Below are 22341 nucleotides of genomic sequence, written 5' to 3'. Positions count from 1 at the left end.
GGGGTGGCTGGGGCCGCTGGGGCGGCTGGGGCCACTGGGGCCACTGGGGCCACTGGGGCCGCTGGTAACCCACCAGATCCTCCAACCTCGAGAACCTGTCTGATGACAGGCCCTCAACCGGATCACTTCGCGCAGCCTTGATGAGGTGATCCACAACCCTCCGGGTAGCTCTCGCGTTCCGCGCGGGAGCTACCCGCACGTTCGGCCCCGGTCCGGCCCCGCCCAGCCGGCATCGGCCAGGGCGGCGGTGACGACTTCGACGTCGTCGAACGGGCGCCGACCGCCGTCTACCGCTTGGTAGCGCTCGTGCCCGCGGCCCGCGACGAGCACGACGTCCCCCGGCCCGGCCCGGCCAACAGCAGCGGCGATCGCCGCCCGACGATCGTGCTCCACCACGAACTCCCCGCCGCTGACCCCGATCGTGCCGGTCAGCACCTGCGCGGTGATCTCGGCCGGGTCCTCCTCGCACGGGTCGTCGGTGGTGAAGATCGCGGTGTCGGCGGCCAGTGCGGCGCGGCCGACGTCCGGGCGGCTGAACCGGTCGCGGTTCCCGGCGCAACCGACGACGAGGTGCACCCGTCCCCCGCTCGTCCGGCGCGCGGCCGCGATCAGGTCGGCCACCGCGGTGGGCGTGTGCGCGAAGTCGACCACGGCGAGGAACGGCTGGCCGACGTCCACCCGCTGGAACCGACCGGGCGGCAGCGCCGCGGTCAGCCCGCGCACCGCAGCCGACTTGGACACCCCCATCGCCCGAGCTGCCGCGTAGGCCGCGGCGAGGCCGGCAGCATGCCGACCACCGATCACAGCGGGCGCGGTCAACGACACCGGATCACCGCCCTCGTGGAAGACCACGCGCGGTCCGACCTCCTCGACCCGCACGTCCGCACGAGAACTGCGCCCGACGGTCACGGTCGGCACCTCGACCTGGGCGGCCAGCCGCCGTCCCCAGCAGTCGTCCACGTTGATCACGGCCCGGCGGCAGCGCCGCGGCGTGAACAACGCGGCTTTGGTCGCGAAGTACTGCTCGACGGTGCCGTGGTAGTCGAGGTGCTCCGGGCTCAGGTTGGTGAACACCGCGACCTCGGCCCGCACCGGGTCGATGCGGTGCTGGTCGATCGCGTGCGAGGACACCTCCACGACCGCCGCCCGCACCCCCGCCGAGCGCATGCGGCACAGCATCCGCTGCAGATCGGCGGCACCCGGAGTGGTCAGCTCCGCCGGACTCCGCCACCCCGGCCAGCGGGCCTCGACGGTGGAGCTCAGGCCGGTCCGCACACCACCGGCCGCGAGAGCGGCTTCGACCAGGTGCACCGTAGTGGTCTTGCCGTTGGTCCCGGTCACCGCGGCCACCGCGAGCTCATCAGCGGGACGGCCGTGCACCTCCGCGGCGACCGGCCCCACCGCAGGCCGCACCGCGGGCACGCGCACCTGGGGAACCGGCAGGTCGACGAACCGCTCCACCAGCAGCGCACCAGCCCCGGCGGCCACCGCCTCAGCGGCGAATCCGTGCCCGTCCCGCCGCGTTCCCGGCACTGCGCAGAACAGCGCGCCTGGTCCCACCCGCCTGCTGTCGGTGCTGATGTCCAGGATCCGCGCCTCGCCCCTCAGCTCGGCCTCCGGCAAGCCCCGCACGGCCGCGGACAGGCTGATTGCGCGCTGACAGTCGCATTCCACGATCACCGCGAACGTCCCCCCGGCGACGACGGCTGCCGACACCAATCGGACATACCCGCCAACCGGGACTGCCACGCTTCCGCGGCCGGCCCAGAACGCCGAACCTCGCCAGATGACACCCCGGGGCTCACGCGTCATCCCTGGTCACAGGGTTGCGCGACCCCCGATTTCATAATCATGCAGTCCATCGCATAGTATTAACCCATGTCCAAGGTTCTGACGAGTCTCCCGGTCGGCCAGCGGGTCGGCGTCGCCTTCTCCGGAGGTCTCGACACCTCCGTCGCGGTTGCGTGGATGCGCGACAAGGGCGCGATCCCCTACACCTACACCGCCGACATCGGGCAGTACGACGAGACCGACATCGCCTCCATCCCCGGCCGCGCCAAGGCCTACGGGGCCGAGCACTCCCGCTTGGTGGACTGCCGGGAGGCGCTGGTCGAGGAAGGCCTGGCCGCGCTGACCTGCGGCGCGTTCCACATCCGCTCGGGCGGCCGCACCTACTTCAACACCACCCCGCTGGGCCGCGCCGTGACCGCCACCCTGCTGGTGCGCGCGATGCTCGAGGACGGCGTGGAGATCTGGGGCGACGGCTCCACCTTCAAGGGCAACGACATCGAGCGGTTCTACCGCTACGGCCTGCTGGCCAACCCCCGCCTGCGCATCTACAAGCCGTGGCTGGACACCGACTTCGTCAGCGAGCTCGGCGGCCGCCAGGAGATGTCGGAGTGGCTGCAGGAGCACGGCCTGCCCTACCGCGACAGCGCGGAGAAGGCCTACTCCACCGACGCCAACATCTGGGGCGCCACCCACGAGGCCAAGGAGCTCGAGCACCTCAACACCGGTGTCGAGATCGTCGACCCGATCATGGGCGTGCGGTTCTGGGACGAGTCGGTCGAGATCCCCACCGAGGACGTCACGATCACCTTCGCGCAGGGCCGCCCGGTCGCGATCAACGGCAAGGAGTTCACCTCCGCCGTCGACCTGGTGCACGAGGCCAACGCGATCGGCGGCCGGCACGGCCTCGGCATGAGCGACCAGATCGAGAACCGCATCATCGAGGCCAAGAGCCGCGGCATCTACGAGGCGCCGGGCATGGCCCTGCTGTTCATCGCCTACGAGCGGCTGGTCAACGCCATCCACAACGAGGACACCGTCGCCAACTACCACAACGAGGGCCGCAAGCTGGGCCGCCTGATGTACGAGGGCCGCTGGCTGGACCCGCAGTCGCTGATGCTGCGGGAGTCGCTGCAGCGGTGGGTCGGCTCGGCGGTCACCGGTGAGGTCACCCTGCGGCTGCGCCGCGGCGAGGACTACTCGATCCTGGACACCACCGGCCCGGCGTTCTCCTACCACCCGGACAAGCTGTCCATGGAGCGCACCGAGAACGCCGCCTTCGGCCCGGTCGACCGGATCGGCCAGCTGACCATGCGGAACCTGGACATCGCCGACTCCCGCGCCAAGCTGGAGACCTACGCCCAGCTCGGCCTGGTCGGCCCGGCCCACACCGAGCTGGTCGGCACCCTGCAGTCCGGCGGCGCCGACGCGATCGCCTCCGTCGGTGCGGAAGCCGAGACCGAAGCCGGTTCCCTGGACCGCGCCGCGATGGAGTTCGGCACGGACTGACCCGAGCCCACCGCACGAGGCCGCCGCGGGGAACCTCCCCCGCGGCGGCCTTTCGCGTTCTCGGAAAATCGAATCAGCGGTCCACGCGGTAGGCGGTGCGGAGTTGCTCGACGGCCTCCGCGGCCTGGCGGGTTCCGGCTCGGTAGGCCGGTTGCCACGCCTTCCGGTCGTTGAGGTCAGGCCCGAAGTCATCGATCGCTGCTCGGTCGGGGTTGATCATCACGGTGCTGTCGGCACCGGACACGTCGAGTTCCCGATGCAGTGGTTCACGGGGGAACAGGTGTGCCTGGGGATCGATGACCACTACGGTGCGGGCACCGGTGGCGAGGTCGGCGTTGGTGCTGGACCACAAGGCGCCATCCATGTAGCGGCGGCCGTTGATAGTGATCGTCGGGGAGGCACCGGGAAACGCCATGCTCGACGCCACAGCGGACAGCAGAGGCACGCCATCCTCGCGGTCCCAGACACGCCGTTGGCCGGTTTCTGCGTCCACGGCAGTGACCAGGAGCGTTCCAGGCGGCCAGTCGCGTGCCGCGACCAGCGAGTCCATCCGGTCGATCTGCGCCTCTTCGGAGTCGGTGTCGGCAGAGATCGCGAGCTGCCCAACCCGACGGCGTGCGATCTCTGGTGCGAGTTCTGGTTCGGTGAGGACAGCGAACACCTCGGCGAAGACGCCGGAATCCCGCTTGGGAGCGGGACCGGTAGGCCGAGGAGGCTCGGCCAGGAGATCGAGATCCCGGCCAGTAGTCAGCATCGCGCCGACGATGGCACCTGCCGAAGTGCCCACGATGGCATCTGACTGCGCCAGGTCAACGCCCTGACGGCGCAATCCGGCGGCGAGCCCGGACATCCACGCCGTACCCACGACACCTCCGGCGCCCAGCACAACCGCTGTCCCGTCGGGTCCCGCCAACCCAGTCATCACCCGCAACCCCCAGCCATTGCACGATCAGCAACCCGACACTAGTGGAGCGAGTTCGCCTCGGGGCGGGTTCGGCGCTGGAACACCACGCCGATCTGGTCCCCGTCCACCAGGAGGCGTGGTCCGAGATCTCCGTCGTTCGCGGGTGATCCGGTTCGGCCGCGTCCGGCGGTGCGCGGGAGGATGGGCGCGTACCGCTGGATGTGCTCGAGGAAGGTTCCGCGATGCCTCAGATCGCCACCAACACGAAGGTGGACCTCGCCGGACTGCTGGACTTCGTCCGACCGCGCCACCGCGCGATCCTGCTGACCACCCGGGCCGACGGACGCCCGCAGGGGTCACCGCTGACCTGCGGCGTGGACGACGCGGGGCGACTGGTGATGTCCACCTACCCGGAGCGCGCGAAGACCCGCAACGCCAAGCGCGACCCGCGGGTGAGCGTGATCGTGCTGTCCGACGAGTGGAACGGCGCGTGGGTCCAGATCGACGGCACCGCCGAGGTGATCGACGCACCGGACTCGGTGAAGCCGCTGGTCGAGTACTTCCGCAACATCTCCGGCGAACACCCGGACTGGGACGAGTACCGCGAGGCGATGCGCAAGCAGGGCAAGTCCCTGATCCGGGTCACCCCCGAACGCTGGAGCCCGATCGCCACCGGAGGTTTCCCGGCCCACCTCGCCGACGAGGGCTGAGGTCAGCGGCGCGGTGGTGGACCGGCGAGCGCCGTCAGCCGGTCCACCACGTCGGCCAGCGGTTTCCGGGTCTCGGCCTCCACTGTGGCTGGTCAGGCGGGTTGGTAGGTCAGGCAGTCCACGAGGTCGTGCTCGTGGCCCACCGAGATCCCGGGGGCCTGGCATTCGAGGTGCGAGTTGTAGCGGCAGTCGGCCATCTTGCAGGCGCCGACGTGCGCGACCGAGTCCGGATCGCCTCCGGAGACCGACGCCGTGACGAAGGTGTCGCACTGCGGTTGCCGCGGCTCGCCGATGGTGATCGCCAGCGCGTGGCAGTTCTCCTCGTCGTTGAACGCGCATTCGGTCGCGGTGCACTTGTTCACCAGCGGCATCTCCATCATGGGGTCCCCCTCCCGTCGTGGTGCGTGTTTGATGAGGGCTTCCCCGGAACGGGCCGCGGTAACCGCGCGGGCGTCACTTGCGGGAGCGGCCGACCAGCAGTCCGATGACGACGCCGATGACCAGCAGCACGGCCAGCGCGGTCCACAGCGGCAGGGTCACCACCGGGACCAGCAGCCGGATCTCGACGAGCGCGCGGTTCTCGACGGCGAGCACCACCCCGAGCGCGACCAGCACGAGAGCCGTCGCGGCCGGCCCCCAGCGCCGACCCGTCGGCTCCACCGTCGTTCCCCGCCTCTTCATCACGCACGCTCCATCGCCGCCCGTCGTCACCAGCATGCGCAGCACTGCTGGCGCGGCTCCAGAGCACAACGTCACAGCGGCGATTGGGGACTTTCTCCCCGGTGACAACGCGGTGGCCAGTCGCGATCGTCGATGCATTCTCCGCACCCGAGCCCGCGGGAGGACCCGATGAGCAACGGTCACGAAATGCGCTGGGGCGGGTTGGCCGGTCTCGCTTCGCTCGTGCTCGCCGTGATCGCGAGCATCCTGCTCCGCGGCGCGCCGCGGATCACCGAATCCACCAACGCCATCGCCAGCTACCTGTTCTTCGCCCGCGGCATGATCATGACCGCGGTCGTGCTCGCGGCAGCGGCCATCGTGCTGTTCATGTGGTTCGGCGCGACGCTGGCCACCGCGTTCCGGCTGGCCGATCCGAACAGCGATGCGCCGGCCGTCGTGCTCAGCGGGTTCGCGATCACCGCATCCATCGGATTCCTCGGCGTGGCGGCCTTGGGCGGTGTGGTCCAGGCGTTGACCACCCACCCGATGCTGCTCGTGGTGGCCTCGATCCCCTACTCCGCGCTGGTCGTCGTGCGGGCGATAGCCGGGCTGGCCCTGGCGCTGCCTCTGGCGGCCTGCGCGGTGGCCATCGCGCGCACCGACGTGTTCCCCAAGTGGGCCGGGTGGTTCACCGGATTCGTCGCCGTGATCAGGGTTCTGGGCGCGATCACGGTGATCAGCGGTGCCGGGGTGCTCGCACCGGACAGCGTGCTCACCTCCTACGTCCCCAACGCGCTGACCGCGCTGTGGCTGCTGGCCATGAGCGGGCTGCTGGTCCGCGAGCACCTGCCCAGCATCAGCCCGCAGCGGCGGGGAGCCGTCGGCCCGGCCTGACCGTCAGTCCTTCCGCAGCCTGGCTGCGCGCAGTTCGCTCCGGCGCACCTTGCCCGCGTCGTCGCGGAGCGGCTCGCCGGTGAACTCGAAGGACCTCGGGATCTTGTACGGCGCGAGGCGGGCGCGCAGGTGCTCCAGCAGTTCTTCGTCGGGCACCGGACCGGTGGTCTGCAGGATCGCGTGGACCACGTTGCCGAGGTCGTCGTCGGGCAGGCCGATCACCGCGCTCGAGGTGACGTGCGGGTGCTCGGCCAGCGCGTTCTCGACCTCCGCCGGGTAGACGTTCGCGCCGCCGACCAGCACCACGTCCGTGCTCCGGTCGGCGAGGTAGAGGTAGCCGTCGACGTCGAAGCAACCCATGTCGCCCAGCGATTCCCAGCCGTCGCGCGCCCTGGGGTCGGCCCCGACGTAGCGGTAGGGCGGCGAGGCTCCCGGGGCCGGGCGCAGCCACAGCTCACCGACCTCCCCCGGCGGCAGCTCGCGGAACTCCTCGTCGCGGGCGGTGATCTCGCCGGCGGCGACCTTACCGACCGAACCGGGGCGCTGCAACCACTCGACCCCGTCGATCATCGTGCTGGCCAGCGCCTCGGTGCCGGCGTAGACCTCGACGACCTTCTCCGGGCCGACCCAGTCGATCCAGCCGCGCTTGACGTGCTGCGGGCAGGGCGCACCGATGTGGAAGACCGTCCGCAGCGAGGAGAGGTCCACCTCGGCCCGGCGCTCGGCGGGCAGCCGCAGCATCCGCCCCATCATGGTGGGGACCACGTAGAGCCAGGTCACCGCGTGCTGCTCGATCAGGCCGAGTGCGCGGTCGGCGTCGAACCGCGACATCAGGACCACGTGGCCGCCTTGGAGCACCGAGATCAGCGAGAACATGTTGGGCGCGTTGTGGTACAGCGGCGCGGTGGTGAGCATGACGCCGTCGCGTTCCAGGCGGAGGTGGTCGGCCCCCGCGAGGACCGCTTCCGCGGTGGCCTCCTGACCAGCCACGATCAGCTTGGGCCGCCCGGTGCTGCCGCCCGAGGTCGGGGCCTTCCACGCCGGTCCGATGACGTCCGGCGGAGCGGCGTCGGATTCGTCCGCGACGTCCTCGTCACCGCGCAGCCACGGACGCCCGTCCTGCGGCCGGAGCCCGACCACCAGCGCCGGGTCGGCGACGTCCAGCAGCGCCGACAGCTCGGCGGGCGGCAGGCGGTGCGACAGCGGCTGGGGAATCGCGCCGAGCTTCCACGCCGCGATCGAGCACTCCAGGTGCCGCACCTGGTTGACCAGCGCGATCGACACCATCGACCCGCGGGTGACGCCGAGCGAGGCGAACCGGCGCGCGAGCTGGTTGGTGCGCCGGTCCAGCTCGGCCCGCGTCAGCGTGACGTGGTCGTCGGTGACCGCCGGGCGGTCGGGCGCTTGCGCGACCAGCTCCCGCAAGCGCGCTGCCAGCGCCGTCCGGCCGGGACCGCCCGTCGAGTCGGTGGTCATCTCCGGTTGCTCCTCCGTCGGTGGTCCGCGTGCGGCGGTGTTGCCGCGCCGAGATCCGAACGTATTAGCGCCCGCACCGCGCGTCGAGGAGCTGTTAGCGGTCACACCTCTCGTGAGCGGCGATGGTCGCAAGAACCACCATCGCCACTCACGAAAAACGGGGTCAGAGCAGCACGTGCGCGATGACCGCCGAGATGAGGAACGACGCGGCGAAGGAGACCAGCCCGACCGGGACGATCCGCCAGCCGATGTGCTTGAGCGCAGGCACGTCCTTGCCGATGCTCAGCCCGGCGAAGACCAGGATCGGGGTCGCCAGGGCGAGGAACTCGATCGGTTCGATCAGCGACAGCACCACGTCGGCGACCGGCGAGATCGGCGAGGTGAGCGCGATGGCCAGGACCGACGTACCGGCGACGGCCGGCAGCCCGGTCACCTTCTTGAGCCCGAGCCCGGCCAGGACCACGGCGGCGACCAGGGCGAACCCGAGCAGGGACCGCAGCTGGAATCCGCCGGTGTGCACGACGTTGGACACGATCATGGCCAGCAGCGCGATCCCGATCGCGGCCAGCGGCCGCAACCCGGCGGAAGCGTCGGTCCCGGCCACCGGAGCCACTGCGGGCCCGGTCGTGGGTGCGATCGTGCGGCCGCGGGTCAGCAGCCGGTAGAAGCGGTCGGCCAGCGGGAGCGCGACGAACATGCCGACGTAGAGCCCGAGCAGCGTGGTGACCAGGTTGCTCACGGTCGCCACCGCCACGATCTGGTCGGCCATCCCCGGGTTCTGGGCGGCGATCGCCGCCGATGCGGCGGCCATCACCGAGCCGGAGCCGACCCCGGTGCCCATGGCCAGCGCCAGCGGGTCGAGGAACCCGGTGCCCGCCAGGAAGCTGGCCAGCAGCGTCACGTACAGCGCGCCGACGACGCTGCCGAAGATGTACATGCTCAGCACACCCCGGTACTCCTCGGAGTCGGGGCCGAACCGCTCCGAGACCATCGCGAACGACGCCTCGCGGTCGATGGAGAAGCAGGCGCCGACGGCGGAACGGCCCATCTTCAGCAGCACCGCCAGCGGCAGCGACAGCACGACCGTGCCGAACAGGTGGCCCAGCTCCTGCAGCAGCAGCGCGGCGCTGGCCTGTTTGAGCACCGGGAGTTCGTGCCCCACCACGAACGCCAGGCGCACGCCGAGCAGTAGCACGCCCGCCTCCACGACGTAGGTGGCGGCCTTCTGCATCCGCACCGGCACCGGGCGGAACCGCTGAACGCTCACCACAGCACCGAGCAGCAGTCCCCAGATGATGGGGAACAGCGTGATCGCGCCCGGTCCCAGCGGGACCTTGTGGCTTCCGATGGCTTCGGCGGCGGCGGTCAGGGCGAGCGCGACCACGACGAGGAGGATCACGCGGTTGCGCGATGGGGTGGTGGACGCTGTCGGCTGCGCGACCGTGGAGCCGGTCATGGTTTCCTCCATGGTGGCCAGAGGGGGTGAGGTCGCGGCGGCTCAGTGCGCCGCGACGGTGCGGGCGGTCTTGTCGTGCTCGGCGCTCAGGCCGGCGTAGTCGACGAGCGGCGGGCGACGTGCTCGTCCAGGAACTTCTGGCGCAACACCGGATCGGCGGCGACGTCCACCGCGGTCAGCGCCATCGCGGCGGCCCCGTCCACGACGGCGGCGTCCGCGGCCGGGGTCGCCGCAGCGGCGGCGAAACCGCGGGTGTGCGGCGGGAACTCGCAGCCGATGATCGCGATGGACGGGTGGATGCTGGGCACGACGTGCGAGACGTTGCCCATGTCCGTGGACCCACCTCGCAGGCCGTGGGTCTCGCTCAGCTCCCGGCCCGATGCCTCGATGTGCGCGGCGAACCGGTCGGACATCGCCGGGTCCTGCACCAGGTCGGCGTAGAGCGGTTCGGTGGGCTCGACGGACATCGTGGCGCCGCTGGCCCGCGCCCCGGCGTCGAAGCAGGCCATGACGCGCTCCTGCAGCGCCGACATCGACTCGACGTCGAAGGCTCGCACCTCGCAGTCCACGACGGACTTCTCGGGGATGATGTTGGTGACCGCGCCGCCCTCCCGGACGAACAGCCCGATCCGGCAGTCACCCGTGATCTGCTGGCGCAGCAACCCGATCGCCACCTGGGCGACGACTGCGGCATCAGCGGCGTTGATGCCCTGGTGCGGCGCGGCGGCGGCGTGCGAAGCCCGTCCCTCGTAGGTCACGGCGAACCGGCTCACCGCCTGGCTGGCGAAGGTCGCCGGGTGCACGTCGGCCTGCCCGGGGTGCACCATCATCGCCACGGTCACGTCGTCGAAGATGCCCCGCTCCAGCAGCAGGACCTTCCCGCCCCCGTGCTCCTCGGCCGGGGTGCCGATGACCTTGACCCGGATCCCGAGCTCGTCGGCGACGGCGGCCAGCCCGATCGCGGCGCCGACGGCGGCCGCGGCGATGATGTTGTGCCCGCAGGCGTGGCCGATCTCGGGCAGCGCGTCGTACTCGGCGCAGATGCCGACGGTGAACTCCCCGCTGCCGCGCACCGCGGTGAACGCCGTCGGCACGTCGTCCGGGCCCGGCTCCACCGCGAAACCCGCCGCACCGAGCAGCTCGGTGACCTTCTCCACCGAGCGGTGCTCGGCGAAGGCGAGCTCCGGCTCCGCGTGCAGGCTGCGGCTGAGCTGGAGGAGCCGCTCCTGCCAGCGCTGCTGCTCGTCGCGCACCGAATCCTGCAGTGCCGTGCTGTCCTGACCGCTCACGTCCGCGCCTCCCTGGTCCGTCCTGGACAGGAAGGGTCAGCGATGAGACGCTTCGGTCCGCTCAAATGCAGGATCGACGCAGGAACTCACCTCAGATGCACGATCACGCCAGCCTCGACGAAGTCGATCTCGCACTGGTCAACGCCTTGCAGATCCACCCCCGCGCGCCCTGGTCGCTGATCGGCGGCGTGCTCGGCATCGACCCGGTCACCGCCGCCCGCAGGTGGGCGCGGCTGGAGCGCGCCGGGCTGGCCTGGATCTCCGCCTATCCCCCGACCACCGCCACCCAGGCCACCGCCTTCGTGGAACTGGTCTGCGAGCCGGGACGCGGGGTGGACGTGGCGCGCGAGCTGGCCGAAGACCCGCAGGCCATCACCGTCGACGTGACCGCGGGCGGACGCGACGTGCTGGTCACCGTCAGCACCCCGGATCCGCAGGTCCTGTCCCGCTACCTGCTGGAGCGGATGAGCCGGGTCGAGCACCTCCAGCAGGTGCGCAGCCACCCCGCCGTCCGGATCTACACCGAGGCCAGCCGCTGGCGGCTGCGCGCCCTCGACCACGAGCAGGCCGCGCGGATGGCCTGGGAACCCGGCGCCACCACCGGCCTGGTCAAGCTGACCGAGCAGGACTGGGCGATCGCGGTGGCGCTGGCCGCCGACGGCCGGACCCCGGTCGCGGCGCTCGCCGAGGCAGCGGGCACCAGCACGAGCACGGTCCGGCGGCGGATGGCCCGGATGCTGGCCAGCCGGCAGCTCCGCCTGCGCTGCGAGCTCGCCCGCACGCAGTCCGGGTGGCCGGTCTACGCGTGGTTCTTCGCGCGGGTTCCCCCGGCCCACCTCGACGACACCGCGCGCACCCTGGCCCGCATCCCGGAGGTCCGCGCGGTGACCTCGACGGCCGGGCCGCACAACGTGATCATCGCGGTGTGGCAGCGGTCCCTGGCCGACGTCCAGGACCTGGAGACGCACATGAGCCGGCTGCTGCCGAACCTGGACATCGTGGACCGCAGCATCGTCGTGCGGCCGGTGAAGCTCGTCGGCCGGCTCCTGGACGAACGCGGCCACGCGACCGGTTCCGTCCCCCTCGACACCCGCAGCAGCCCCTGACCGGGCTCAGCCGAGGCTGACCTTCGGGTCGAAGGTGTTGCAGGTGTTCGGGTTCCCGCTGCGCAGACCCGTGGTGAACCACTTCTCGCGCTGCGCCGAACTGCCGTGGCTGAACTTGCTCTCGTCCACCCGGCCACCGCCGAGCTCGGCCTGGATGAAGTCGTCGCCGATGTGCTCCGCGGCGTCCAGGGCGCGGTTGACGTCGTCCTGGGTGATGTCCTCGATCAGCGGCTGGCCGGACTTGGTCGGCACCGTGGTGGCATGGTTGGCCCACACCCCCGCGTAGCAGTCGGCCTGCAGCTCCAGCCGCACCGCGCCCGAGGTCGGTCCGGTCTTGCGGGGGTCGACCTTCGAGGAGGTGCCGAGCAGGTTCTGCACGTGGTGGCCGTACTCGTGGGCCAGCACGTAGGCCTCCACGAACTGCCCGCCCCGGGCGCCGAACCGGGTCTGCAGGTCCTTGAAGAAGTCCAGGTCGATGTAGACCTCGGAGTCGGCCGGGCAGTAGAACGGGCCGACGTCGGAGGTCGCGCCACCGCACGCGGTCTGCACGGAACCGCGGAAGAAGTTCGTCGGCGCCGTCCGGTAGCGGCCGCCGGAGCGCTTGAACTGGTCGTTCCAGTAGCCCTGGATGGAGTTGATCGAGGCCACCAGCGCGCAGTCGTCGCGGCGGTTGGCGTCGGCCCCGGTGCGGCACTCCTGCGCGAGCCGCTGGTCGTCCGCCTGCTGACCGGCGGGGAGCTGGTCGAGGCTCAGCGGCAGCGGGGTTTGGCCACCGCCGAGGAAGTTGCTGATCAGGAAGAAGATCACGACCCCGACGACGGTGAGTCCGCCGCCACCGACCGCGATCGCGCCGCCCCCGAAGCCTCCGCCGGAACCACCGGCTTCCTGGACCTGGGACGTGTCCAGCTCCGCGTTCTCGTTGAACCGCACCGAATTCCTCCTGGAGAACCGCGCGCCGACCGGCGTGCGGACGTCTTGCTCGCCGGACACGATATCCGGCCGCGGTGCTCCACCGATCTTGTGCGGTGAGCCGGTGTTGCGCGCGCAACACCCCCGGCGCCCGATGTTCACCACCCCGGTGCCGGGGCCCGCTGAGCTTTCCGGTGCGACCCTCCGTCCGGCTCGGGTCGGGGGCAGCTGATTGGATGTCCGACGTGGACATCCTTCTGCTTCATTCGTCGTACGGGTTGCGGCCGGCCGTGCACGCCGCGGCCGACCGGCTGCGCGAGGCCGGCCACGAGGTGCACGTCCCCGACCTGTTCGACGGCCGGACCGCGGAGACCGTCGAGGACGGCCAGCACATCAGCGAGGAGATCGGCCGCGACGAGCTGCTGCGCCGGGCGGTGCAGGTCGCCGCTCCGCTCAGCGCCCGCGGACTGGTGTACGCGGGGCTCTCCATGGGTGCGGCCATGGCCCAGACCCTCGCGCTGGCCGACGAGAAGGCCCGCGGCCTGCTGCTCCTGCACGGCACGTCCGACATCGCGGAGAACGCCGAGGTCGACGACCTGCCGGTGCAGCTGCACGTAGCCGACCCCGACCCGTTCGAGACCGACGACTGGCTGAACTCCTGGTACCTGCAGATGCAGCGGGCCGGGGCGGACGTGGAGATCTACCGCTACCCCGGCGCCGGGCACCTGTTCACCGATCCGGACCTGCCCGATCACGACGCCGAGGCCGCCCGGAAGGCCTGGGCCGCGTCGCTGGACTTCATCGACTCGCTCTGAGCCGCGGGCCGCAGCTGCCCACCGGTGATCACCTGGGACGCGTTCAGATCGCTTCCAGCTCGATCAGCGAGTAGAGCGAGCGGGTCGGCCTCATGTCGGTGCGCTTCCAGCCGGTGGCGGCGAAGAGCTCGTCGAACTCGTCCAGGTCGCGCTCGAGGCCCTCCGAGACGGCGAGCATGTTCATGTCCATGAGCACGGCCTGGTCGGGCTTGCCGATGTCACCGATCAGCGCCTCGATCACCAGCGCGCGGGCTCCCGGGCGCGCCGCCCGGCGGCAGTTGCGGAGGATGGTGCGGCACTGCTCGTCGGCCCAGTCGTGCAAGATGTTCTTGAGCAGGTAGTAGTCGGCCTCCGGAACGTCGGTGAAGAAGTCCCCGCCGACTGCGGTGAAGCGGTCGGACAGCCCGGCTTCACCGGCGGCCCGCCGGGCGTCCTCGACGACGTGCGGGAGGTCGAACACCTGGCCTTCGACGTCCGGGTGCTCCCGCATCAGCTGGAGGACCAGAGCGCCCTCGGCGCCGCCGACGTCGACCACCCGGCCCACCCCGTCGAGGTCCAGCAGCGAGATCGCGTCCTCGATGACCATGCCGGTCATGTTCGACATGAACTTCGAGAACAGGCCCGCCTCGCCGGGGTTCCGGCTGAAGTGCGTGAAGATGTCGGCGCCCAGGGCCTGCTCGACCTGGTTGCCACCGGAGCGCACCGCTTCCGGGAGCAGGCCCCAGCTCTGCCAGTGACCCGGCGCCCCTTGAACCAGGGCGGCCTCCCGCAGCGATCCGGGCACACCTTCGCGCAGCACCTCGCCGAGCGCGGTGAGGCGGAAGCGGCGCCGGCCCTCGTGGCCCAGCAGACCGAGGCTGGCGCAGGCGCGCATCAGCCGGTACGTGGTGTCCGGATCGCTCGATTCCTCCTCTGCGATCTCCTGCGCCGTGGCGGCGCCCGCGGCGACGTGGTCGGCGATCCGCAGATCAGCGGCGGCCCGGGTGATCTGGGCCGTCCAGTGCCCGGTCAGCATCCCCATGACCGCGTCCGCGTTGCGCGTCCGCTCCGCTTCAGCGGCCGACGGCTGGGCGAGCTCGCTCTTGAACGGCATGTCTTCCCCCGAGTTCCAGGCAACCAAGGTCGCCTGGCCGAGGGTGTCACAGATCGACTCCGAGTTCCGGGGAATAGCCCGAGAAGCGCGCACGCGCGAATCTCGTTGCTGCAACCGGCGGATTCAGCGTTGATCCCGCACGGTCGAGTCCACATCGGACTCCGGTGGGCTACCTGTCCGGCTTCTGCATCTCCCGTGCCATGCGCACGAACTCGCGCAATGCCGCGCTCTGGTAAGCGCTTTCGCGACGCAGGAGGCAGGGCGTGCGGGTCGGAAGCGCCGGCTCCAGCGGGATCGGGTGCAGCTCGGGGTGCTCCCGGGTGACGGCGTCGGGCAGGATGGTCGCCAGATCGGTCCGCAGGACGATCTCGATCAGCGCGGTGGCCGAGTTCGCGTCCACCGCGACCTGCACCTGCGCGCCCTGCTCGGCGAAGTAGGCGTCGATGTGGACTCGGGTGGCGAAGTAGGTGCTGAGCAGCGCCAGCGGCTGATCTGCCACCTCCGCCACCGGCAGCGGGGCCTCGCGGCTGGCCAGCGGATGGCGTCGGCCGACGACGAGGCTGAGGGATTCGGTCAGCAGCGGGGCGCTGTCGATGCCCGGCAGGTGCTCTCCGCTGAACGCCACGCCCAGGTCCAGCTCGTCGGCGAGCAGGGCGGATTCGATCCGGTCCTGGGTCATCTCCCGCACGTCCAGGCTGATCCCGGGGTACGCGGCCCAGAACGCACCGGTCAACGGCCCGACCAGGTAGGCCGTGAAGGTCGGCGTGACCGCCAACCGCAGGTGCCCGCGGGTCAGGTCCTGCACGTCGAGCACGGCGCGCTGACCGGCCTCGAGATCGCGCAGCGCCTGGCGCGCGTGGTCGACGTAGGTCGCACCGGCGTCGGTCAGCCGCACCGACCGCCCGGTCCGGTCAAGCAGCTGCACGCCCAGCGCCTTCTCCAGCTGCTTGATCTGCTGCGACAGCGTCGGCTGCGAGATGTGCAGCTCCTCGGCGGCGCGGGTGAAGTTCGCCTGCTCGGCGACGGCCAGCAGGTAGCGGAGGTGGCGCAGTTCCACGGTCACACCTCCACTATAGATGCCAGCAATCGTTTCGATGACATCTGCGACTTGGACACTATAGGTCCAGCTCATGCATGGTTGTGGTGGTCAAGCAAACGACACCTGCAGGAGGAGGGTCCATGCAGCACCTCGCGGACGGCATTCGCCGGTTCCAGCAGGGCGTCTTCCCCACCAAGGCCGAGCTGTTCGCCCAGCTGGCCACCACGCACCGGCCCCGCACGCTGTTCATCGGCTGCTCCGACGCCCGCGTGGTCCCCGAGCTGATCACCCAGCAGGAGCCGGGCGAGCTGTTCGTCATCCGCACCGCGGGCAACCTCGTCCCCGCGCACTCGGCGGACGCCGACGGCATCACCGCGAGCATCGAGTACGCCATCAACGCGCTCGGCGTGACCGACGTGGTCGTCTGCGGGCACTCCGCCTGCGGCGCCATGACCGCCCTCGCCGAGAACCAGGACATGTCCGCCCTGCCCACCACCGCCGGGTGGTTGCGCCACGCGGACGCCTCGCTGGCCCGCGCCGCCGCTGCGGACTGGCACGGCGAGGTCGACGTGCTCGTGCGGCACAACGTGCTCGCGCAGCTGGCGAACCTGATGACCCACCCGTCCGTCGCCCGAGCGGCCGCCAGCGGCCAGATCTCGTTGCACGGCTGGGTCTTCGACATCGCCACCGGAACCGTGGCCGAACTCGGCCGCGACGACCTGATCGCTCCCGTCCCGGCCGCATGAGCACCGGAACCGGATCCCGCAACACACCAGAAGAGAGGATTTCGAACGTGGTGCACGCCCAGTTCGACCCCACCGCCCGCCAGCAACTCGCCATCGCGGCGGTCGAGAGCAAGACCCGCAAGGACCTCACGTGGCAGCAGATCGCCGAAACCGCCGGTTTCTCCGAGGCTTTCGTGACGGCCGCCCTGCTGGGCCAGCACGCGCTGCCCGCGGCCGCCGCCAAGGCGGTCGCTGAGCTCCTCGAGCTCGGCGAGGACGCGGTGCTGCTGCTGCAGACCGTCCCGACCCGCGGTTCGATCCCCGGCGGCGTGCCCACCGACCCCACCATCTACCGGTTCTACGAGATGCTCCAAGTCTACGGCACCACGCTCAAGGCGCTGGTGCACGAGAAGTTCGGCGACGGCATCATCAGCGCCATCAACTTCCGCCTGGACGTCCAGAAGGTCGCCGACCCCGAGGGCGGCGAACGAGCCGTGATCACCCTCGACGGCAAGTACCTGCCGACCAAGCCCTTCTGAGAACCGGGAGACGAAGTGGACTTCATCCAGCGCACCATCGACCTGGCCCGCCGCAACGTCGAGGAGGGCGGCCGCCCGTTCGCGACCGTCATCGCCAAGGACGGCGAGATCGTGGCCGAAAGCCCCAACAAGGTGGCGCAGACCGGCGACCCGACCGCGCACGCCGAGGTCCTGGCCATCCGGGAGGCGTGCACGAAGCTCGGCACCGAGCACCTCACCGGCACCACCATCTACGTGCTGGCGCACCCCTGCCCGATGTGCCTGGGCTCGCTGTACTACTGCAGCCCCGACGAGGTCGTCTTCCTGACCACCCGCGAGGCCTACGAGCCGCACTACGTGGACGACCGCAAGTACTTCGAGCTCGACACGTTCTACTCCGAGTTCGCCAAGGACTGGCGGGAGCGCCGACTGCCGATGCGCCACGAACCCAGCGATGCGGCCGTCGACGTCTACAAGGACTGGCAGGAGCGCAACGGCGGCGAACGACGGGTCGCCGGCGCACCCACAGCCTGATCGCGGAGGAACTGCTGGGAATCACCCCACCCTTGTGATCTCCTGGCTCCGGCGCTGCCACCGGTCCCTCCCCCCGTCACCGGTGGCGGCGCACCCTGTTCTCAGCCCCAGGAAAGGACCTCGATGGCCGATCACCGGCTCCTCCACGCGGCCACCACCGGCAACCTCGCCGACGTCCGCGCCGCGCTCGCGGCCGGCGCCGACGTGGAAGCCCGCGATGCGCACCAGCGCACGCCGCTGCTGCTCGCCGTGCTCAGCGATCACGTCGACGTCGCCCGCGAGCTCGTCGCGGCCGGGGCCGATCCCAACGCCCAGGACGACCGCCGGGACAGCCCGTTCCTGGCCACCGGGGTGACCGGCAGCGTCGAGATGCTCCGGGTGCTGCTGCCCGCCGGTCCCGACGTCACCATCACCAACCGGTTCGGCGGCGTCGCGCTCATCCCCGCCTGCGAACGCGGCCACGTCGACTACGTCCGGGCGGTCCTGCGCACCGAGATCGACGTCAACCACATCAACAACCTCGGCTGGACCGGTCTGCTCGAAGCCGTGATCCTCGGCGACGGCAGCCGCCCCTACCAGCAGATCGTGCAGATGCTCCTCGACGCCGGAGCGGACCCGGCCATCCCGGACGGCGAGGGCGTGACGGCCCTCCACCACGCCCGGGCCGCCGGTCAGAAGGAGATCGCGGACCTGCTGCGAGAGGCCGCCTGAGCACCGCCGCGCTCCAGGCAGGACCGGTCAGTCGTCGTAGGGGTCGTCGTTGCCCGCTGAGCCGTAATCGGTGGCCTGGGACGGGTCGACGAGCGCGAAGCGCGCGCCCATCGGGTCGCGCAGCACCGCGACCCGTCCGAGGCTGCAGTCGTACGGGTCCACCCGGATCCGGCCGTGGAGGGCGACCGCCGCCCGCACCATCTCGTCGGTGCCGATCTCCTCGTCCACGCCGAGGTAGACCAGCCAGTGCGAGTGCGCGTCCGGGCTGATGTGGTCGCGGATCATGCTGACCCGGGCCAGCACCGAATCGCCGCCCAGGTACCAGACCTCGTAGTCGGAGAGGTGGTCGGTGCCGAACTGCTCGCCGGTGTAGCCGAACAGGCCGCCGTAGAAGTGGTCGGCCGTCTGCGCCTTGATGGTGACCAGCTCGGCCCACACCAGGGTGCCCGGCAGGCCGACGTCGAACTGCCACTGCGCGTCCGGCTCCAGCAGGCCGAACTCGTCGTCCGACGGGCTGGTCAGCACCATCTTCACGCCCAGGCCCGGCACCCGGCTGCGCGGCACGACGACCTGCCCGCCCAGCTTGCCCGCCTCGGCCGCGGTGACCGCGCTGTTCGGGGTCGCCAGGAACAGCCGCCATTTCGAGCGGCCGTCCGCGGACTCGCGGATGCTGGCCACCGGGTAGCCGTCCCGGTGCGCGATCACGTGCGAGCCCTCGCGCGGATCGTCGTGCTCCTCGAACTCCCACCCGAACAGCCGGCCGTAGAACCCGCAGGCCGTCGGCACGTCGGTGGTCACCAGCTCGATCCAGCAGGGCATCCCGGCGGGGATGTCCCAGCGAGCGTTCTCGACGGACATGTTCGGCCCCCCAGCGCGTCAAGATCACTTGTCCGGGTCATTATGCGCCCCTCCCCCGACGGAGGACCCCGGCAACGGAGATCACGATCGGGTCAAACACCCGGACAGAGCACTGCTTTCGGAGTAACGGCGCCAATTCGCCCGACGATGCCGGTCGCAGCGCTGCGATGTCCACAGTGGACGAAAACCCGCCACCGCCGATCGGGGCGGCGGTGGCGGGTTCGCGGTGCAGCTCGAGGTGGGGTCAGCGACCGGCGGCCGCCTTCGCCTCCTCCTCGGTCCCGACCGAAGCGGTCGCTCCGGGCAGCGGACGAGCCGCGGACTCCTTGGTGAACCAGACCCCGATCGCGCCGATGATGCCCGCGCCGATCAGGTAGTAGGCCGGCCACATCAGGTCGCCGGTGGCCGCGATCAGCGCGGTCATCACGGTGGCGACCGTGCCGCCGAACAACGACACCGAGATGTTGAACGAGATCGACAGCGCACCCTGCCGGACGTGCGTCGGGAACAGCGCGGGCAGCGTGGACGGCATGGTGGCGCTGAAGATCACCAGCGTCAGACCCATGATCAGCAGCCCGGCGAACACCGTCGAGACCGTGTTCTGCTGGATCAGCAGCACCGACGGCACCGACAGCACCACCAGCGCCGCGCACCCGACCATGATCACCGGCTTGCGGCCGACGCGGTCGCTGATGCTCCCGATGAACGTGATCACCGCCAGCATCACCGCCATGACCACGATCTGCAGGACGTAGGACTCGGTCTCGCCGATCACCGGCGGCAGCGCGTCGGTCAGGTAGGTCGGCATGTAGGCGGTGAGCATGTAGTTGGTGACGTTGAACACCAGCACCAGCGCCCCGCACACCAGCATGGCCGGCCACTGCTGGAGGAAGATCTCCTTGAACTCCCCCTTCACCGGTTCCTTCTGCTGCGCTTCGTGCTTCTCGACCAGCGCGGCGAACGCCGGTGTCTCCTCGAGCTTCATCCGCAGGTACATGCCGACGACGCCCAGCGGTCCGGCCACCAGGAACGGGATGCGCCAGCCCCAGGACAGCAGGTCGGGCTCCGGCATCGCGGCGGTCAGCACGGCGACGATCACCGCGCCGAGGATGTAGCCGGTCAGCGTGCCGAACTCCAGCCAACTGCCCAGGAACCCGCGCCGCTTGTCCGGGGCGTACTCGGCGATGAACGTCATCGCGCCGCCGTACTCACCGCCGGTGGAGAAGCCCTGGACGAGCCGGGCGAGCAGCAGCAGCATCGGCGCGGCCAGCCCGATCGCGTCGTGGCTGGGGATCAGGCCGATGCAGAACGTCCCGGCCGCCATCATGATCATCGTGGTGGCCAGCACCCGGGTGCGCCCGATCCGGTCGCCGAGCGGCCCGAAGAACATCCCGCCGAGCGGGCGGACCAGGAACGCCGCGGCGAAGGTGCCGAAGGTCGCCAGCAGCTGCGAGGTCGGGCTGGACTCCGGGTAGAAGACCTTGCCGATCGTGGTGGCCAGGTAGGCGAAGACGCCGAAGTCGAACCACTCGGTCACGTTGCCCACGGCCGCCGCCGCGACGGCCCGGCGCACCAGGCCCGGGTCGACCACGGTGACGCCTTCGACCGAACGGATGCCGGACCCGGCGTGCTCCTCAGCCGTCACCGCGCGCACCGCCCGGCCCGGTCGGCCAGCAGGTCCACGAGCTCCGGTGTTTTCCATCGGAAAGCGAACATGCCGAAGAACAATAGTGCGTGGAATTGTGGATCGCCGCCCCGGATGCGAAAAGAGGTATATCCATCACGTTGCAACCGGGCAAATCATGCAAACCGAATGTTTCGAGCACAACGGAGATCGCCGGAGGTATGCGAAGACAATTCGCATAGTGGTATTCGGAGCGGAAAGACGACGCGCGCCACCCGCACGATCCTGCCCCATCAGACCAGATTCGCAAGCCCGAGACCAGCGGAAACCTGAGATCTCACGCCGCGGAAGCAGGCTGGTCACCTTCCGGGAAACTTCCTCTCGAGCCACTGCAGTTTCACCTTCGCCCGGAATCGAGCGCGCGAGAACCGCGACTCAACACCCAATTCAGAAATTTGTTCGATCAGTTTCGAACCGGACTCCGGCGATCAGGTCGCGTCGGCGTCGAACGGCGGTTTCTCGCCACTGCCCAGCCCGCGCGGCGAGGACCGCGGCGTCGTCGAATGCGAATCCGCGCGATCGTCGAGCAAGTAGTTGACCACTGCACGTCGCGGGTCGGCATTGCGCAGCGCGTTGAGCTGCTGGAGGGGCTCTCGCAGCTGCTCCAGCGGTTCGCGCAGGTCGTCGCCGAACTCCTCCTGGAGCCGCTGCTGGGCGCCCGTGGCGTGCTCTCGGACCTGGCGAAGCGCGCGCCCCGCCCACGCGGCGGTCTGCGGCAGCCGTTCCGGGCCCAAGATGAACAGACCTGCGACGAGCAGAACGGCCAGGTGCGGCAAGCTCATGCCGACCACCTCCAAACCCCCCACGCAGAGTACTCACCGGGCCGGTTGGCACCGTCGAACGGGCGCCGGAACGCCACGCGAACGAGCGGCTCCGGACACCAGTTCCGGCCCGGCCACCGCGGCTATGGTGGCGACGGGGGGACCGTTCCGGGCGAAACGGTCCGATGAGGACCAGCACGGAGGGCGCGGTGGATCTCGGGGAGTTGCTCTCGTCGTTGGCGCAGCTACCCCTACCGCTGGTCATCGCGGCGGCGGGCGCGCTCACGCTGGCCGAGTGCACCATCGGCCTCGGCATGGTCATACCGGGCGAAACCGGCCTGCTGATCGCCGCCTCCGCGATCACCGACGTGTTCGGTTTCGTGGCGATGGTCCTGGTCGTCACCCTCTGCGCCACCACCGGTGACACCATCGGGTACTGGCTGGGACACCGCTACGGGCAGCGCCTGCGCGAGACGAAGCTGGTCGGCCGCATCGGCCGCCAGCACTGGGACCGGGCCGCCGACCAGCTCCGCAAGCACGGCGCGGGCGCGGTGTTCGTCGGCCGGTTCCTGCCCGTGCTGCGCACCCTGACACCCGCCGCGTCGGGCGCCTCCGACCTGCGCTTCCGGCGGTTCCTCCCGGCATCGGCCGCCGGTGCCCTGTGCTGGTCGACGTTGCACGTCGGCATCGGCACCGGCGCGGGAGCGTCGGCCCGCTACGTCGAGGACGTCCTCGGCGAAGCCAGCTGGTTCGTGCTCATGGCCGTGGTCGCGGTGGTCGTGGCCGTGGTGCTGTGGCGGAAGGTCCGAGCTCGCCGCGCGGCGACGGCGGAAGCGGCTCGGACCCCCCGCGCGGAGCAGTGACCGCGATCAGCCGAGGTCCACGACGTGGCCCGCGCGCAC

At 70.6% G+C, this 22341-nt stretch carries 23 protein-coding genes; 10 read left to right on the top strand and 13 right to left on the bottom strand.

Annotated features, from left to right (window positions below; translation table 11 throughout):
- Positions 1 to 189: 189 nt before the first annotated feature.
- Entirely contained in the window at positions 190 to 1716 is a 1527-nt protein-coding gene (locus tag OU415_RS34115) for a Mur ligase family protein (protein ID WP_270953716.1), read from the bottom strand.
- 162 nt (positions 1717 to 1878) lie between these two features.
- On the opposite strand from OU415_RS34115, the gene argG reads away from it, so the two are divergent.
- Positions 1879 to 3297, top strand: coding sequence for an argininosuccinate synthase (gene argG / locus OU415_RS34110; protein WP_270953715.1), 1419 nt, complete (start codon positions 1879 to 1881; stop codon positions 3295 to 3297).
- 73 nt (positions 3298 to 3370) lie between these two features.
- Here argG and OU415_RS34105 read toward each other — a convergent pair whose 3' ends face one another.
- Entirely contained in the window at positions 3371 to 4219 is an 849-nt protein-coding gene (locus OU415_RS34105; RefSeq protein ID WP_270953714.1) for a patatin-like phospholipase family protein, read from the bottom strand.
- Positions 4220 to 4443: 224 nt separating this feature from the next.
- Between OU415_RS34105 and OU415_RS34100 the strand changes: the two genes are divergently transcribed.
- Positions 4444 to 4911: a PPOX class F420-dependent oxidoreductase gene (locus OU415_RS34100; RefSeq protein WP_270953713.1), complete on the top strand. Its 468-nt coding sequence runs from the start codon at positions 4444 to 4446 to the stop codon at positions 4909 to 4911.
- Positions 4912 to 5003: 92 nt separating this feature from the next.
- Here the strand turns inward: OU415_RS34100 and OU415_RS34095 are convergent, their stop codons facing one another.
- Both OU415_RS34095 and OU415_RS34090 read right to left on the bottom strand, forming a co-directional pair.
- Positions 5004 to 5291 (bottom strand): DUF1540 domain-containing protein, encoded by a 288-nt coding sequence (locus OU415_RS34095; protein ID WP_333779281.1) that lies wholly within the window; start codon positions 5289 to 5291, stop codon positions 5004 to 5006.
- A 73-nt stretch (positions 5292 to 5364) separates the two neighbouring features.
- On the bottom strand, positions 5365 to 5592 hold the full coding sequence (locus OU415_RS34090) for a LapA family protein (RefSeq protein ID WP_270953712.1): 228 nt from the start codon (positions 5590 to 5592) through the stop codon (positions 5365 to 5367).
- A 168-nt stretch (positions 5593 to 5760) separates the two neighbouring features.
- Between OU415_RS34090 and OU415_RS34085 the strand changes: the two genes are divergently transcribed.
- Positions 5761 to 6465: a hypothetical protein gene (locus OU415_RS34085; protein WP_270953711.1), complete on the top strand. Its 705-nt coding sequence runs from the start codon at positions 5761 to 5763 to the stop codon at positions 6463 to 6465.
- Between the two features lie 3 nt (positions 6466 to 6468).
- On the opposite strand, the gene OU415_RS34080 is transcribed toward OU415_RS34085, so the two are convergent.
- The 3 genes from OU415_RS34080 to OU415_RS34070 all read right to left on the bottom strand — a co-directional run bounded on the left by OU415_RS34080 (position 6469) and on the right by OU415_RS34070 (position 10686).
- Positions 6469 to 7941 (bottom strand): AMP-binding protein, encoded by a 1473-nt coding sequence (locus OU415_RS34080; RefSeq protein WP_270953710.1) that lies wholly within the window; start codon positions 7939 to 7941, stop codon positions 6469 to 6471.
- Between the two features lie 163 nt (positions 7942 to 8104).
- Positions 8105 to 9397 carry a DUF3100 domain-containing protein gene (locus OU415_RS34075; RefSeq protein ID WP_270953709.1) on the bottom strand — a complete coding sequence of 431 codons (1293 nt, stop codon included), beginning with the start codon at positions 9395 to 9397 and terminating at the stop codon, positions 8105 to 8107.
- Between the two features lie 86 nt (positions 9398 to 9483).
- Positions 9484 to 10686: an amidohydrolase gene (locus OU415_RS34070; protein ID WP_270953708.1), complete on the bottom strand. Its 1203-nt coding sequence runs from the start codon at positions 10684 to 10686 to the stop codon at positions 9484 to 9486.
- A 95-nt stretch (positions 10687 to 10781) separates the two neighbouring features.
- On the opposite strand from OU415_RS34070, the gene OU415_RS34065 reads away from it, so the two are divergent.
- A complete protein-coding gene (locus tag OU415_RS34065; RefSeq protein ID WP_270953706.1) occupies positions 10782 to 11792 on the top strand; it encodes an Lrp/AsnC family transcriptional regulator in 1011 nt (336 codons plus the stop codon).
- A gap of 6 nt (positions 11793 to 11798) precedes the next feature.
- Here the strand turns inward: OU415_RS34065 and ypfJ are convergent, their stop codons facing one another.
- A complete protein-coding gene (gene ypfJ, locus OU415_RS34060) occupies positions 11799 to 12722 on the bottom strand; it encodes a KPN_02809 family neutral zinc metallopeptidase (RefSeq protein WP_270953705.1) in 924 nt (307 codons plus the stop codon).
- Positions 12723 to 12946: 224 nt separating this feature from the next.
- Between ypfJ and OU415_RS34055 the strand changes: the two genes are divergently transcribed.
- Positions 12947 to 13516: a dienelactone hydrolase family protein gene (locus tag OU415_RS34055; RefSeq protein WP_270953704.1), complete on the top strand. Its 570-nt coding sequence runs from the start codon at positions 12947 to 12949 to the stop codon at positions 13514 to 13516.
- A 43-nt stretch (positions 13517 to 13559) separates the two neighbouring features.
- On the opposite strand, the gene OU415_RS34050 is transcribed toward OU415_RS34055, so the two are convergent.
- Together OU415_RS34050 and cynR are read right to left on the bottom strand one after the other, a co-directional pair.
- On the bottom strand, positions 13560 to 14609 hold the full coding sequence (locus OU415_RS34050; protein WP_270953703.1) for a methyltransferase: 1050 nt from the start codon (positions 14607 to 14609) through the stop codon (positions 13560 to 13562).
- Positions 14610 to 14778: 169 nt separating this feature from the next.
- On the bottom strand, positions 14779 to 15672 hold the full coding sequence (gene cynR, locus OU415_RS34045) for a transcriptional regulator CynR (RefSeq protein ID WP_270953701.1): 894 nt from the start codon (positions 15670 to 15672) through the stop codon (positions 14779 to 14781).
- Between the two features lie 116 nt (positions 15673 to 15788).
- Here cynR and OU415_RS34040 point away from each other — a divergent pair, with 116 nt between their 5' ends.
- The 4 genes from OU415_RS34040 to OU415_RS34025 all read left to right on the top strand — a co-directional run bounded on the left by OU415_RS34040 (position 15789) and on the right by OU415_RS34025 (position 18136).
- Positions 15789 to 16394, top strand: a complete 606-nt coding sequence (locus OU415_RS34040) for a carbonic anhydrase (RefSeq protein ID WP_270953699.1) — start codon at positions 15789 to 15791, stop codon at positions 16392 to 16394.
- 47 nt (positions 16395 to 16441) lie between these two features.
- Positions 16442 to 16912, top strand: coding sequence for a cyanase (gene cynS / locus OU415_RS34035; RefSeq protein WP_270953698.1), 471 nt, complete (start codon positions 16442 to 16444; stop codon positions 16910 to 16912).
- 15 nt (positions 16913 to 16927) lie between these two features.
- Positions 16928 to 17425: a nucleoside deaminase gene (locus OU415_RS34030; RefSeq protein WP_270953697.1), complete on the top strand. Its 498-nt coding sequence runs from the start codon at positions 16928 to 16930 to the stop codon at positions 17423 to 17425.
- A gap of 123 nt (positions 17426 to 17548) precedes the next feature.
- On the top strand, positions 17549 to 18136 hold the full coding sequence (locus tag OU415_RS34025; RefSeq protein WP_270953696.1) for an ankyrin repeat domain-containing protein: 588 nt from the start codon (positions 17549 to 17551) through the stop codon (positions 18134 to 18136).
- Between the two features lie 27 nt (positions 18137 to 18163).
- On the opposite strand, the gene OU415_RS34020 is transcribed toward OU415_RS34025, so the two are convergent.
- The 3 genes from OU415_RS34020 to OU415_RS34010 all read right to left on the bottom strand — a co-directional run bounded on the left by OU415_RS34020 (position 18164) and on the right by OU415_RS34010 (position 21460).
- Positions 18164 to 18994, bottom strand: coding sequence for a VOC family protein (locus tag OU415_RS34020; RefSeq protein ID WP_270953694.1), 831 nt, complete (start codon positions 18992 to 18994; stop codon positions 18164 to 18166).
- 244 nt (positions 18995 to 19238) lie between these two features.
- On the bottom strand, positions 19239 to 20639 hold the full coding sequence (locus OU415_RS34015; RefSeq protein ID WP_270953693.1) for an MFS transporter: 1401 nt from the start codon (positions 20637 to 20639) through the stop codon (positions 19239 to 19241).
- A 467-nt stretch (positions 20640 to 21106) separates the two neighbouring features.
- On the bottom strand, positions 21107 to 21460 hold the full coding sequence (locus tag OU415_RS34010; protein ID WP_270953692.1) for a twin-arginine translocase TatA/TatE family subunit: 354 nt from the start codon (positions 21458 to 21460) through the stop codon (positions 21107 to 21109).
- Positions 21461 to 21624: 164 nt separating this feature from the next.
- Between OU415_RS34010 and OU415_RS34005 the strand changes: the two genes are divergently transcribed.
- The gene (locus OU415_RS34005; protein WP_270953691.1) at positions 21625 to 22302 is read left to right on the top strand and encodes a DedA family protein; all 678 of its coding nucleotides are present in this window, start codon (positions 21625 to 21627) and stop codon (positions 22300 to 22302) included.
- The last annotated feature ends 39 nt before the right edge of the window (positions 22303 to 22341 follow it).

It is taken from the genome of Saccharopolyspora oryzae (assembly GCF_027853915.1).
GTDB lineage: Bacteria > Actinomycetota > Actinomycetes > Mycobacteriales > Pseudonocardiaceae > Saccharopolyspora > Saccharopolyspora oryzae.
This window is presented reverse-complemented; position numbering and strand designations above follow the sequence as displayed.